The sequence below is a fragment of the Streptomyces gamaensis genome (assembly GCF_042656465.1).
In the GTDB taxonomy this organism is placed as follows: Bacteria; Actinomycetota; Actinomycetes; order Streptomycetales; family Streptomycetaceae; genus Streptomyces; species Streptomyces gamaensis.
The window spans coordinates 1-12,840 of the sequence record NZ_JBHSPB010000045.1; the positions used below are offsets into that span (position 1 = coordinate 1).

Genomic DNA, 12,840 nt, shown 5'->3' on the forward strand with positions numbered 1-12,840 from the left:
GGGGCAGGCGCCCCCCGAGCCCGAGCCCCCCGCCGACGCCCGTGCCCAGCCCCAGGAACACCAGGTCCGGGCAGTTGGCGGCGGCGGCCTCCGCGAGGGCCGCGGCCGAGCCGTCGTCCTCGCGGGCGGTGGGCACCCCCGGCAGGACGCGCTCCAGCACCGCGTCGAGATCCAGCCCCGTCCAGGAGGGGCGGGACGGCCAGGCTGTCACCCGGCCGTCCCGCACGCTCGCGGGCAGGGCCAGCCCGGCGGCGCGCACGCCCGCCGGGCCGCGGCCCGCGCCGGTGAGTTCGCCCACCGCGCGCGCCAGGACGGCCACGTCCTGCTCCGGTCCGCCGGACGGCCAGGCGAGGACGGTGTCCCGGCGCACGCCGCCGTCCGCGGACTCGTAGCGCACGGCGACCTTCGTGCCGCCGATGTCGATCGCGAGGTATCCGATGGCCGGTCCCTCCGGCAGGCCGTGCCCGCGGTCAGGCGGACGCCGGCGGAATGTTGGGGTTGGACCGGAAGACGTTGTCCGGGTCGTAGCGGCGCTTGAGCTCCCGCAGCCGGGCGTAGTTCTCCGGTGTGTACGCCCCGCGCGTGACCTCCACCGAAGTGTTGTGGCCCGCGAGGAAGTTGAGCGCCACCCCGGGCACCGTCCAGGGCCGCAGCGCGTCGAGCATCTCGCGCTGCGCGGCGTCGATGGCGTCCCGCTGCCCCGGTTCGAGCAGGGAGCCGACGTAGGCGTTGAAGACGGCTTCCGGGTAGTGGCCGGCCGCGCTGGGGGTCTTCGCCGGCCGGGACAGGGCGCCGCCCATGTGGCGCAGCTCCACACCGAAGACCGCGTCGGTCCCCGGTCCGGCGAGCCGAAGGATCGCGTCGACCGCCTCCGCGTCCGGCCTGCGGAGCATGACCGTCTTGCTGTAACTGGCCACGGGCGAGGGCGGATCGGAGTGGATCTCCCCGGCCCGGGTGTACGGCAGGGTGGTGACCGTGTCCATCAGGACCGTGCCGGCCGCCCGCAGCTCGTCGAACCAGCGCTCGGCCTCGGCCCGTTCGCCCAGGTGGGCGAGGCGGACGTGGGTGACGAAGCGGCCGCGCAGCGGCCCGGGGATCCCCTCGGCGTCGGGGTAGGCGGCCAGGAAGACCGAGGACGCCAGCTCCTCCGGCACCCGGTCCGTCCACTCCAGATAGGCGGTCAGGACGTCACGGGTGGAGTCGGCGTCGAAGTACAGCCCGCCGCCGTGCAGTTCGCGCACGGGAACGAGTTCGACCTCGACGGAGGTGACGACGCCGAGGTTGCCCTTGCTGCCCCGCACTCCCCAGAACAGATCGGGGTGCCGCTCGGCGGACACCTGGAGGAACGTGCCGTCCGCGGTCACCAGGTCCAGGCTCGTCACGCGGTCGCAGGCGTTGCCGTACGCGCGGGAGAGCAGCCCGAGTCCGCCGCCGAGGGTGTAGGAGACGGCGCCCACGAACGGGGCGGAGCCGCTGAGCGGCGCGAGCCCGTGCGCGGCCGCCTCGTGGATCACCCGCTCCCAGCGGACGCCCGCCTCGATACGGGCCGTACGCGCCTCGGGGTCGACGCGCACCCCCGTCATCCGCCGGGTGCCGACCAGGACCCCGGTGGCGGGCGCCGACTTGCCGTGCCCGGTGGCCTGGACGGCGACGGGCAGGCCGCGTGCCGCCGCGAAGCGCACCGCGGCGATGACGTCCGCCGCCCCGGTGGCGCACACGATCACCAACGGCCGGTGCTCGACGGACAGTTCGAAGCCGGTGTGCTCCTCGGCGAAGCCGTCCTGCCCCGGTAGCAGGACGGGCCCGGCGACCTGCGACCGGAGCTCCTCGACGTCGGCTGGTGCGAGCGGTGCGGCCGCGCTCGTTCCCGGGGGGCTGACTGTGTTCACCCGTGGAACCTTTCATGACGGGATGGACGTGAACTCCCGCCCGTGCCCGGACCCCGAAGGGCCCGGCCGCGGGCGGCTTCTCGCGTGCGGCCCGCGCCGGTTCAGCGGCGCGGGCCGGGTACGACAGGAAGTGCGGGGATGCCGAGCGGCAGCAGGGCCGAGCTGTGCTCGACCTCGTCCGCCGCGACGGCGAGCCGTAGTGCGGGGAAGGCCGCGAGCAGCCGGCCCACGCCCACGGACAGTTCGGTGACGGCCAGGTCCGCGGCGGGGCAGGCGTGCCGGCCCGCGCCGAAGGCGAGGCCGTGACCGGGGCCGGGCGGGCGGTCGATGTCGAGGACATCGGGCCGGTCGAAGACCCCGGGATCCCGACTGGCCGCCGACACCAGCGGCAGCACGGGCGCACCGGCGGGGACGAGGGTGCCGGAGAGCACCACGTCCTCGGTGGCGACACGCAGCAGTCCGTCGTTGCTGGAGGGGTAGTAGCGCAGCAACTCCCCTACGGCGGCGGGGATCGCGGCCGGTTCGCGGACCAGGCGCGCGAGCAGGGCGGGTTCGGCGAGCAGCGCGAACAGGTGCCGGGCGAGCAGGTCGCGGACGCCGATGAAACCGGACACGATCAGACCGTGCAGGAGCAGTACGCGCTCGTCGTCGGTCAGTTGCCCGCCGTCGGACAGCAGGACGCTCGCGACGTCGTCCCCGGGAGTCTCCCGGCGGGCCGTCAGCAGCTCCAGGAGGGCGTCGCGCAGCCGCAGTCGCGCGGCCCGCGCCCGCGCCTCGGGGAGGCCGGGGGTGAGCAGCGTCTCGGCGCCGCCGGTGAACTGCCGCCACTGCTCGCCCGGCAGGCCGAGCAGCTCGCAGACGACGCGGCCCGCGAACGGGGCGGTGTAGCCGCCGACGAGATCCACCGGGCCGTCCCCGGCGGGGAGCGCGTCGAGGATCCCGTCGGCGACGGCCTCGATCCTCGGGCGCAGCCGGGCCGTCCGCCCGGGGGCGAACGCGGCGGCGACCGGGTCGCGCAGCCGGGTGTGGGCCGGCGGGTCGAGGTCCACCAGGCCGGTGCCCTGCGAGCGGCCCAGTCCCGTTCCGGGCAGGACGGCGGCCCGGTAGCGGCTGAACCGCTCCGAGCTCAGCACGGTACGGACGTCCTCGTAGCGGGTGACGAGACGGATCGTGGTGCCGTCGGCGAGCGTGACCTCGCTGACGGGCTCGTCGGCCAGCAGCCGCGCGTACCGCGGTGGTACGGTGCCGCGCGGGCCGGGCGGGAACGGGAAGGTCATGCGGCCCCGCCCCGGACGCGGCGCGTGCCGGGCCCTCGCCGGCCGGGCCAGGTGAAGTCCCTGGCCAGTACCCGGTTGTCCAGCTGGTGTTCCACGACGATGTTGCCCACGCCGTAGTCGTCGGCGATCAGTTCGACGTCCTCGGCGGACACCAGGTGGGCGGGGTCGGCCAGCAGGGTCGCGACCCCCTCGGCGGGGGCGAGGACTTCGAGGGCGAAGCCGCGCGCGACGTGCTGGCGGTGGGTGTGCGCCGCCGCGATGAGGAAGGTGTCGTCGACGTCGCAGACGAGGTGCCACAGCGCGCGGGCCTGGAGGAAGCGGCGCGGCCGGTCGGTGAAGCGGCGCGAGGAGACCAGGGCCGCGCCGTCGCGGCCGGACAGGGTGCCCAGGGCGACGAGCCCGCGGTCGCGGTAGGGGACCTGCTCGGTGCGGTAGGTCATCAGCGGGGAGGGGTCGAAGGGGGCGGTGTCGTCGAGGCCCGCCCACGCGCGGACCCGGTGGGCCACCTCGTAGCCCAGCTGCCAGGGGTCGTCGAGAGCGCCGGGAGCGAAGAACCGCTCGCTCAGATCGGCGCAGGCGCGGCGCAGTTCGGCGAGTTCGGGGGAGGGGGCGGCGTCCGCGGGGGCCCGGCCCATCAGCTCGCGGGCGCGGGCCACCCAGCGCAGCTGATCGGTGATCCGGTCCGGGCCCACCCCGTTGAGGAAGTCCGTGGCGAGCGGATCGGGGAGCTCCTTGACGGCTCTGGCGATCGCGTCCTCGTACGGCGCGGCCTCGGCGTAGGGGTCGAGTCCCAGCCGTGCCGCCGCGCGGCAGAAGGCGGCCTCCTCCGCGTCCTCCTCCGTGCGCCGCACCCCGCTCCACTCCTCCTGCAGCGGGGTGTCCTCGATGCCCGCCCGCCGCAGACGCGCGACGGTCGCGTCGACGAACGAGGCCAGGGCGGCGGCGAACTGCTCGCTGCCGACCACCGCGTTGCCCCGGCCGGCGAAACGGTTCCCCGGGCGGACGTCGGGCCCCATGTCGGGCATCCACACCACGCGGGTCTGCCGGCCCTCCGGCACGACGAGCAGATCGGGCCAGTGGAATCCGTCGCAGGCGGCCCGCAGGATGTGCCGGCGCGAGCGCACCCACCAGGAGCCGCGGTCGTCGCCCACCCCGTGGCGGTAGGCGAAGCGCAGCTGGGAGATCTGGGTGCCGGGCCGGGCGTCGGCCACGAGCGAGAACCAGTTGAACGCCACCCACTCCGCCAGCGGATACAGCGAACCCACCGTGTGCTCACGGAACGTGCGGGTCGCCGGCTCCTGGACCAGGGTGACGGTCTCCCCGCCGACGGCGATCCGCAGCCGCGCCCAGGTCGCGCCGAGTTCCCGCGCGGAGGTGTGCGGGGCGTCGAGCCATTCCCATTCCAGTCGGAACTCAAGCGACATGGTTCGACAGTCCTTCCGGCCACTCGCTGGGGTGGAGTTCGTATCCGGCGTATTCGCCCGGCACCCGGCCCGTCAGCCGGAATTCCAGGACCCGTACGCCGTCGGCGCCGCTCGCGCAGTGCCAGGCATAGCGCGGGAATCCGTCCCGCCACGGGCCGCCGAGGAATCCGGTGCGCAGCCCGGCGGAGAGCGCGGAATCCACCACGTCGGCGGAGACCGGCAGCAGGTCCGCGGGCCCGGGGTCCTGGCGGGCCAGCGAGGCGCGTGCGGCGAGGCCGTCGAGGTCGGTGCGGTCGGGGGCGGGAGCGATCACGCGGCGTGGTGCGCGCCACCGCTGGGGCGCTCGTACGGACATGTGCTCACCTTTCCGGGGACGGACATCAGCGAGGCCGGACGGGGGACGGCGGAACGTCCCGGCAGGGGCCCCGGCACCTGTGAACCCGGTGCCGGGGCCCGGGATTTCAGGCCGAGGGCAGCGCCGCGAACAGGTCGATCACGTTGCCGTCGGGGTCCTTGACGATGGCGTACCGCTGGCCCCAGACCGCGTCCCACGGCTTGAGGTGGCCTTCGTGGCCCGCCTCGACCAGCTCGGTGAAGACGCGGTCCACGGCCGCCGGCTCGGCGAGGTCGAAGGCGATGGCGATCCGGTGTCCGCCGGTGGGGGCCTGCCAGTGCGGATCGAAGCTGCGCACCGTCTCCACCGTGTCCCAGGCGAGCCGGACCCCGCCGCCCAGGGCGACCTCCACGTGCGGCTGGGCGTCCGCCTCGGCGGGAATGTCGACACCGAGCCTGCGGTAGAACGCCAGAGACCTGGCCATGTCCTCGACCACGATACCGAACAGGGAAATCCTTGCTGACATGCGGGGGTTCCTTTCGGGCACTTCTCAATGGGGGGAATCCGAGAGACCGTTGGGCGAAAAGCGGGCCGAACGGCCCGGAGTCCACGAGTGGTTGACGCCCGTACGGTAGTGACCTGGGGCAGTCTTTTCCTAATCGGCGGCACTGCCGGGGGTGTTTCCGGGCGGCGGACCGTCGATTTCAGGTCAAGGGGGTGCCGCCCCAGTCGGAGGGCGTGTCACGGCCGAGTGTCCGGCACAGGGTGGCGGCCATGTCGGCGGGCGCGGCGGTGCGTCCGGCCGTACCGGCGGGAAACAGCGGCCCCAGCGCGGCCCAGTAGGAGTCGCTGCGGTGCCAGCCGCTCTGCCAGTGACGGTGCACGTGCGAGGCCCACCGGGTGTCGCCCAGCGGGAGATAGCGCCAGTCGGCGGGTTCCAGGATCAGATCGGGGGCCGCTTCCACCGCCGTGCCGGGATAGACCTCCTCGCGCGGCCGCACCGCGCTGAAGAACGGTCTGCCCGTCCGCGGGTTGACGCGTTCGAGCAGCATGCCGGTGAGTTCGGCGCGTACCTTGGCGTAGTCGCGGGCGGAGACCTGCCCGTCCCGGTAGCGGCCGCGCACATTGATGTTGACGCCGTGCGTGCCCTGCACCGCCTCGAAGGCGTGGGTGCGCGTCCAGTCCACCGCGCCGCCCTCGCCCGCGGTGAGGAAGCCGGCCGCGGCCATCTCGTCGTTGACGGAGAAGTAGGTGCGCAGCGGGCCGAAACCGATCTCCGAGAAGGCCAGCACGGTGGTGCGGTCGTCGGCCCGCTCCAGGGCGTCCCGCAGGACGCGGTCGCAGGTGCGGTACGCGGCGAACACGGCGCTGTCCCTCTCGTGCTCCCGCCCCTTCTCCAGCTCCTGCCAGTAGATGTGCGAACACCGGTCGATGCTCGTGAGGTTGACAATGACGGCGTCGGACCGGTCGAGCAGGGCCAGGGCGGCGCGGCCGCGCTGCACATCGGCCTCCAGCAGGGCGGGCAGCAGCTCGTCGCGGGGCTGCCCGGTCCAGAAGACCGACACGTCGTGCACCGGCCTGATGCCCTGCCGGGCCAGCTCCCGCTGGAGCTCCCGGGGATGGCAGGCATGCAGGGTCGCGTACATCGGGTAGGTGATCAGCGAGCCGTCGAACGGCTCCGGGGGATGGGTGCCGAAGACACCGATGGAGGCGAACCGCAGCCCGGCGAAGACCTCCTGCTGCCACAGCAGCGGGTGACGGCGGTCGCCGGAGGTGAGGACCCGCGGGGTGTAGGAGGGGTCGTGGCAGGTCCAGTAGGAGAAGAAGCCGTGGTCGGCGGCGCGTGCCCCGGTGAGCAGGCTCAGCAGGCCGGGGGGTTCGTAGGGGGTGCCCTCGGCCCGGAGCGCCCCCCAGGTGCCTTCGGACCTCAGCCGGGCGAAGCCCGGTAACAGCCCCTCGGCACACCAGCGGTCGAGCAGCTCGGGGGCGGCTCCCTCGGTGATGACGACGACAACGCGCTGACGGTGCGTCATGCGTGGCTCCTGGGGATGTGCCGGGGCGGCCCGCCGGCGGGGCACCCCGGACGGCGGGCGGCGGCCCGGGCGCGACGATCCCGCTACGCGGCGCGCAGCAGGCGCAGGCGGTCGCGGACCGCCTTGGGCAGGCCCGAGATCACACGGTCGTAGGAGTGCTCCACCATCTCCCGGATCTCGTCACCGGGGACGGTCCCGTTCAGCACCACCGTGTTCCAGTGCCGCTTGTTGACGTGGTAGCCGGGGCCCACGGCCGGGTACTGCTCGCGCAGCTCAAGCGCCAGATCCGGCTCGCACTTGAGCGTCACCTGGGCCGGAGTGCCGCCGGACGCGTGCTCAAGGATCGCGAACACCTTGGCCTCGACCTTGAAGACGGCCGCTCCCGGGCCGAACGCCTCGTCCTCCGTCGTCTCGGGCAGGTCCAGAGCGAGGTCGGACAGTTGCTCAGGGGTCATGGCGGTACCAGTTCTCTCGTGCGCGGCGCTTGTCGGCCGCAGGTGCTCAGGGGTTCCCAACAGCCTAAAGGGGAAGGTGAGTTATGGAGGCGATCAGTGCGGCCTCCGGGAGACGATTGACCGAAACTCCTCGTGCATATGCCGTGCGCAGTTCCCGCCCCACGGTGGGCCCGGGCCCCCGCCGACCCCCCGGCCGGAAGGCCGGAATCCGCAGCTCCCGGCCACCCCGGCACCCCGGTCCGGGCCCCGCCGCGAGCAGCCGCGGCCCCGGGCCCGTACGGGCAGGGTTCCGGCCATAACCCCGAGCCCGGGGAGGCAATCTTGACGCGGCGAATCCTCCGTTGGCACAGTCTCACTGATCCCGCCCGGACTCCCCCTGCCCCACAGCCCCTCCTTCGTCCGGGAGTCCCCGACGGCCCGCGCTCCGTGCCGCCTTCCCGGAGCCCGCCCGCGCCCGCCGCATCCGGCCCGTTCCCTACGGACGTCCAGCGCCCCAGCACCCTCTCGAACACGCGGCACCCCTGCGCCCCACCGCGCACGACTGCCCGGACCCGCGATGGAGGACCCCCATGACCGCCGAGGAACAACCGCTCAGCAGCCCCGCGGCCCACGACGGACGCCGCGCGGCCGCCGAAGCCGCCGTGAACGACATCCTGCAGGGCGCCTGGAAGGCCCGGGCCGTGCACGCGGCCGTCGACCTCGGCATCCCCGAACTGCTGGAGAAGGGCCCGCGCCCGGTCGCCGAACTCGCCGCCGCCAGCGGCGCCGACGAGTCCGCGCTGCGTCGGCTGCTCGTCCTGCTCAGCACGATCGGGATCTTCCGGGCCGAGGACGACGGCGAGACCTTCGGCCACTCCGGTCTCTCCGAGGTCCTGCTGCCCGACCCGGCCTCACCCGTCGCCACCGACGCCCGCTTCCAGGCCGCCCCCTGGCACTGGCGGGCCTGGGAACAGCTGACGTACAGCATCCGCACCGGCAAGGCCTCCTTCGAGGAAGCCAACGGAACCTCCTTCTGGGACCTGACCCGCGACGACGACACGGCCCGCGAACTGTTCAACCGGGCCATGGGCTCGGTGTCGCTCGCCGAGAGCAGACAGGTCGCCGCCGCCTACGACTTCTCCGGCAGCCGCCTCGTCGTCGACATCGGCGGCGGACGCGGCAGCATGCTCGCGGCCGTCCTCGACACCTCCCCGCGCACCCGCGGCATCCTGCTGGAACGCCCCGCCGTCGCCGAGGAGGCCCGCGAACTCCTCGACGGGCGCGGGCTCCTGGGCCGCTGCGAGATCGTACCCGGGGACTTCTTCACGACCGTCCCCGACGGCGCCGACCTCTATCTGATCAAACACGTGCTGCACGACTGGACCGACGCCGACATCGTCGCCATCCTGCGGCGCGTCCACGACGCCATGACCGCGGAGTCCACCCTGCTGGTGATCGACAACCTCCTCGACGACCGGCCCACCGCCTCCACCCTCTGCGTCGATCTGCTGCTGCTCGTCCTGGTCGGCGGAGCCGAGCGGTCGCTGGCCGGGTTCACGGCACTGCTGGCACAGGCCGGCCTCGCGGTGCGGCGTTCGTTCTCCTGCGGCCCGGGGCCGCTGCGCCTCGTCGAGATCCGCCGGGCCGACTGAAACCGCCTCCGCCGACCGCACGAAGTGAAGGAGAAACCCACCATGACGGTGCTGGGCCTGGGCGGTTCCGGACACGACTGGTCCTCCTGCGCCACCGACGGCCGACGGCTGTTCGCCGTCGACGAGGAACGGCTGGTCGGCAGCAAGTACGGGCTGGGCACGGACCTGCTCGCGGGCGTCAGCAGGCGGGCCTGCCTCGACGCGCTCGGCGCGAGCGCCGAAACCGTCGAGCACGTCGTCGCCTGCGAACTCGTGCCGCGCCCCTTCTACCACTCGTTCCGCAAGCGGGTGACCGTCGTCAACCACCATCTCGCCCACGCCTACAGCGCGTTCGGCGCCTCCGGCATGACCCGGGCGGCGGTCCTGGTGTGCGACAACTCGGGCAGCCTCGTCGAGGGGGAGCGGACGGGGCCGGGCGGGCGGCGCGCCGAGACCATCAGCGGCTACGCCGCCGGACCCGACGGACTCGAACTCGTCGTCCGCACCACCGGCAGCCATACCGTCGACGCGGCCTCGGAGAGCGCCTACTACCAGCCCGGGGAGACCGACAACTCGCTCGGCCACTTCTACCGCGCGGCGAGCCTGGCCCTCGGCCTGGCCCACACCGGCCCCACGACGCGCTACCCGGTCAGCGAGGACGGCAAGACCATGGGGCTGGCACCCTACGGCGACGAGAGATTCGTCGACGAGGTGGCGGAGCTGGTCACCCTGCGGCCCGACGGCGGAGTGGCGATCTCGGCGGCCAAGGCCAGCCACGTCTTCGAACGGCTCGTGGCCTCCGGCGAGTTCGACGACCGCGCCGCACTCGCCCGGGCGGCACAGGAGGTCCTGGAGCGCGCCCTCGTGCACGTCGCACGCGATCTGCACACCCGGACCGGCCTCACCGACCTGTGCGTCGCCGGCGGGGTCGGACTCAACAGCGTCGCCAACGGCCGCATCCTCGAACAGACCCCGTTCGAGCGGATCTTCGTCGTCCCGGCCGCCGGTGACAACGGCATCAGCCTCGGCTGCGCCTACTACGGGCTGCACCGGCTGGCCGGGGTGCCCATGGACCGGCTGCCCGCGCTGGAGAACGCCTACCTCGGGCCCGAGTACCCGGCACGGCGCGCCGACGAGGCGCTCGCCCGCGCGGGCTTCACCGTCGAGACCCCCGACGACCTCCCCGGCCGGGTCGCCGGTCTCCTCGCGGACGGCAGGATCGTCGGCTGGTACCAGGGCCGTTCCGAGTTCGGGCCGCGGGCCCTGGGACACCGCAGCATCCTCGCCGCCCCGTTCCCCGCCTCCGTACGCGACCACCTCAACGACAACGTCAAACACCGGGAGTGGTTCCGCCCGTACGCGCCCGTCGTCCGCGAGGAACGCGCGGCGGACTACTTCGACCTCGGCCAGCCCTCGCCCTACATGCTGATCGTGGCCCGGGTGACCCGGCCCGGGGCGATCCCGGCCGCCGCCCACGTGGACGGCACCGCGCGCCTCCAGACCGTCGACTCCCGGCAGAATCCGCGCGTTCACGAACTGCTCGGCAGATTCGAGGAACTGACCGGCTGCGCGGTCCTGCTCAACACGTCCTTCAACGTCGCGGGCCGGCCCATCGTCGAGACCCCCGAGGACGCCGTCGAAGCCTTCGCCGCCATGCGCCTCGACCACCTCGTCGTCGGGGACCGGCTGGCGAGCAAGGGCTGAGGCACGCGGTGGACAGAGTGGACATACCGGTACTCGTCATCGGGGGAGGGCCGACCGGGCTCGCGGCGGCCCTCTTCCTCGGCCGGCTCGGCGTCCCCGCCCTGCTGGCCGACCGGCGCCACGCCACCTCGGCGGTGCCGAGGGCCACCCACGTCAGCCGGCGCTCCATGGAACTCTTCCGCGCGGCCGGCATCGAGGACGACATCCGCAGGACCGGGTTCGAGGTGGTGCGCGAGGACGACCCCCGGACCCGCACCGAACCCGCGCGGGTCCTGCCCCGAGTGGTCCTGGAAGCCGGCTCCCTCGCCCGCGTCCGGACCGCCGGCGTCCTGGAGACGGGACACGAGGAACTCGCGGTACCCGGGCCCTGCCCGCCCTACTGGCTGGGCCAGGACCTCATGGAACCGCTGCTCGCGCGCGCGGCGGGCCGGGCCGGCGCCGATGTCCGCCCCGGCCACGAGGTCATCGGCCTCGACCTCGCGCCGGACGGGGCCCTGGCCCGTATCCGGTGCCTCGACACGGGAAGGATGTTCACCGTCCGCTCCCGGTACGTCATCGGCGCCGACGGCAAACGGGGCCCGACCGCACGCTGGTCGGGCATCGCCCACCACGGCCTGGGAACCGTCGCCCGCCGGGTCAGCATCCTCTTCCGGGCCGACCTGTCCCGGCTCGTCGGCGAGCGCCGCTTCTTCATGTGCATGATCGAGAACCCGGGGTTCTCGGGTGCCGTGATGGAACTCAACACCCCCGGCCGCTGGGCCGCCGCCGTCGACTACGACCCGCGACTCGCCGGCCCCGACGGCCGCTACCCGGCGGCGACCTGCCTCCGCCTGGTCCGGGCGGCGATCGGCGACCCCGGCACCGACGCACGTATCGACACCGTCTTCCGCTGGGAGGCCCGGCACCGCCTCGCCACCCGCTACCGCGCCGGACCGGTGTTCCTCATCGGCGACGCCGCCCATCTGCACCCGCCCGCCGGCGGCTACGGCTCCAACGTCGGCTTCCAGGACGCCCACAACCTCGCCTGGAAACTCGCCGCGGTCCTGCGGGGCTGGGCCGGAGAGGACCTCCTCGACACCTACGAAGCGGAGCGCCGCCCCGTCGGCGCCGCCACCGCCGAACAGTCCCTGCTCCTCGACGGCATACCCCCCGAGTCGCTCGGCGGCGCCACGAGATGCGACCCCCGCACCCTGCTCATGGGCTACCGCTACCACTCGGCCGCGATCCTGGGCACACCGCCCGGGGGCCCGTTCCCGCCGGCCTTCGGGCTGACCGGGGAGCCCGGCACCCGGCTGCCCCACCTGTGGTGGCGCACGCCGCGCGGACGCCGGATCTCCACCCTCGACCTGTGCACGGACGGCTTCGCCCTGCTGTCCGCCGACCCCACGGCCGTACGGGCGGCCGACGACGCGGCACGGGAGACCGGGGTACCGCTGCGCGGCCACCACCTGCCCGCGCCGAGAGGTGAACTCGCCCAGCACGACGCCGACTTCGCCCACACCGCCGGCACGGGACGCTTCGGCGCGGTACTCGTACGGCCCGACGGGATGGTGGCCTGGCGCGTCACGAGCGACGTCCCCCTGCCCGAATCCGCCCTGCGGAGCCGTCTCTCCCGCATCCTGCGCCGCGTCCTCGCCCTCCCGGCGGCAGCCCCGCACAGGCTCCCGGCCGACCGGTGCCCCCTCACCCTGGCAGAGCACTTTCCGGACCTCTGGGAGCGCACATGAACCCCCCTTCCTTCTGCACCTGCTGGCCCGGAGCCACCGTCTGGCTGACCGGTCTGCCCAGTGCGGGCAAGACGACGATCGCCCGCGCGGTGGCCGAGCGGCTGCGCGGCGAAGGGCGCCGCGTGGAGATCCTCGACGGCGACGAGAACCGGGCACTGCTCTCCGCCGGCCTCGGCTTCTCCCGCGCCGACCGCGACACCAACGTCCAACGCGTGGGCCTCATGGCCGAAGTCCTCGCGCGCAACGGCGTCCTCGTTCTCGTGCCGGTGATCGCGCCGTATGCGGATGCGCGGGAGGCGGTGCGCAAGCGGCATGCGGGGGCGGGGACGCCGTTCGTGGAGGTGTGGGTGGCGACTCCGGTGGAGGTGTGTGCGGTGCGGGATGTGA

The 12,840-nt window shown here is 73.8% G+C and carries 12 protein-coding genes; 4 read left to right on the forward strand and 8 right to left on the reverse strand.

Going from position 1 to position 12,840, the window contains the following annotated elements; translation table 11 throughout:
- The 8 genes from ACFP1Z_RS33290 to ACFP1Z_RS33325 all read right to left on the reverse strand — a co-directional run.
- A partial coding sequence (locus ACFP1Z_RS33290; RefSeq protein WP_390321787.1) for an ROK family protein occupies positions 1-397 on the reverse strand: 397 nt, incomplete at its 3' end.
- A gap of 73 nt (positions 398-470) precedes the next feature.
- Positions 471-1,889, reverse strand: coding sequence for an FAD-binding oxidoreductase (locus ACFP1Z_RS33295; protein WP_390321789.1), 1,419 nt, complete (start codon positions 1,887-1,889; stop codon positions 471-473).
- Positions 1,890-1,990: 101 nt separating this feature from the next.
- Positions 1,991-3,166, reverse strand: coding sequence for a cytochrome P450 (locus tag ACFP1Z_RS33300; protein WP_390321791.1), 1,176 nt, complete (start codon positions 3,164-3,166; stop codon positions 1,991-1,993).
- Positions 3,163-4,590 carry a hypothetical protein gene (locus ACFP1Z_RS33305; RefSeq protein ID WP_390321795.1) on the reverse strand — a complete coding sequence of 476 codons (1,428 nt, stop codon included), beginning with the start codon at positions 4,588-4,590 and terminating at the stop codon, positions 3,163-3,165. The genes ACFP1Z_RS33300 and ACFP1Z_RS33305 overlap by 4 nt, the downstream gene beginning before the upstream one ends.
- Entirely contained in the window at positions 4,580-4,945 is a 366-nt protein-coding gene (locus ACFP1Z_RS33310) for a hypothetical protein (protein ID WP_390321797.1), read from the reverse strand. Before ACFP1Z_RS33310 ends, ACFP1Z_RS33305 begins: the two co-directional genes overlap by 11 nt.
- 106 nt (positions 4,946-5,051) lie before the next feature.
- Positions 5,052-5,450, reverse strand: a complete 399-nt coding sequence (locus tag ACFP1Z_RS33315; protein ID WP_390321799.1) for a VOC family protein — start codon at positions 5,448-5,450, stop codon at positions 5,052-5,054.
- Positions 5,451-5,628: 178 nt separating this feature from the next.
- Positions 5,629-6,957, reverse strand: coding sequence for an alkaline phosphatase family protein (locus tag ACFP1Z_RS33320; protein ID WP_390321801.1), 1,329 nt, complete (start codon positions 6,955-6,957; stop codon positions 5,629-5,631).
- An 83-nt stretch (positions 6,958-7,040) separates the two neighbouring features.
- Entirely contained in the window at positions 7,041-7,412 is a 372-nt protein-coding gene (locus tag ACFP1Z_RS33325; RefSeq protein WP_390321803.1) for an MmcQ/YjbR family DNA-binding protein, read from the reverse strand.
- Positions 7,413-7,981: 569 nt separating this feature from the next.
- Here ACFP1Z_RS33325 and ACFP1Z_RS33330 point away from each other — a divergent pair.
- The 4 genes from ACFP1Z_RS33330 to ACFP1Z_RS33345 all read left to right on the forward strand — a co-directional run.
- Positions 7,982-9,043 carry a methyltransferase gene (locus ACFP1Z_RS33330; protein ID WP_390321805.1) on the forward strand — a complete coding sequence of 354 codons (1,062 nt, stop codon included), beginning with the start codon at positions 7,982-7,984 and terminating at the stop codon, positions 9,041-9,043.
- 42 nt (positions 9,044-9,085) lie between these two features.
- Positions 9,086-10,726 carry a carbamoyltransferase family protein gene (locus ACFP1Z_RS33335; RefSeq protein WP_390321807.1) on the forward strand — a complete coding sequence of 547 codons (1,641 nt, stop codon included), beginning with the start codon at positions 9,086-9,088 and terminating at the stop codon, positions 10,724-10,726.
- A gap of 17 nt (positions 10,727-10,743) precedes the next feature.
- A complete protein-coding gene (locus ACFP1Z_RS33340) occupies positions 10,744-12,453 on the forward strand; it encodes an FAD-dependent monooxygenase (protein ID WP_390321809.1) in 1,710 nt (569 codons plus the stop codon).
- The coding region (locus ACFP1Z_RS33345; RefSeq protein WP_390321811.1) for an adenylyl-sulfate kinase at positions 12,450-12,840 on the forward strand (391 nt) is incomplete at its 3' end. The genes ACFP1Z_RS33340 and ACFP1Z_RS33345, both read left to right, overlap by 4 nt.

Bases quoted from the DNA above. Each gene is read 5' to 3' on its own strand.
- ACFP1Z_RS33315 (WP_390321799.1), bottom strand. From the start codon at position 5,450: ATGTCAGCAAGGATTTCCCTGTTCGGTATCGTGGTCGAGGACATGGCC.
- ACFP1Z_RS33300 (WP_390321791.1), bottom strand. From the start codon at position 3,166: ATGACCTTCCCGTTCCCGCCCGGCCCGCGCGGCACCGTACCACCGCGG.
- ACFP1Z_RS33330 (WP_390321805.1), top strand. From the start codon at position 7,982: ATGACCGCCGAGGAACAACCGCTCAGCAGCCCCGCGGCCCACGACGGA.
- ACFP1Z_RS33305 (WP_390321795.1), bottom strand. From the start codon at position 4,590: ATGTCGCTTGAGTTCCGACTGGAATGGGAATGGCTCGACGCCCCGCAC.
- ACFP1Z_RS33325 (WP_390321803.1), bottom strand. From the start codon at position 7,412: ATGACCCCTGAGCAACTGTCCGACCTCGCTCTGGACCTGCCCGAGACG.
- ACFP1Z_RS33320 (WP_390321801.1), bottom strand. From the start codon at position 6,957: ATGACGCACCGTCAGCGCGTTGTCGTCGTCATCACCGAGGGAGCCGCC.
- ACFP1Z_RS33335 (WP_390321807.1), top strand. From the start codon at position 9,086: ATGACGGTGCTGGGCCTGGGCGGTTCCGGACACGACTGGTCCTCCTGC.
- ACFP1Z_RS33310 (WP_390321797.1), bottom strand. From the start codon at position 4,945: ATGTCCGTACGAGCGCCCCAGCGGTGGCGCGCACCACGCCGCGTGATC.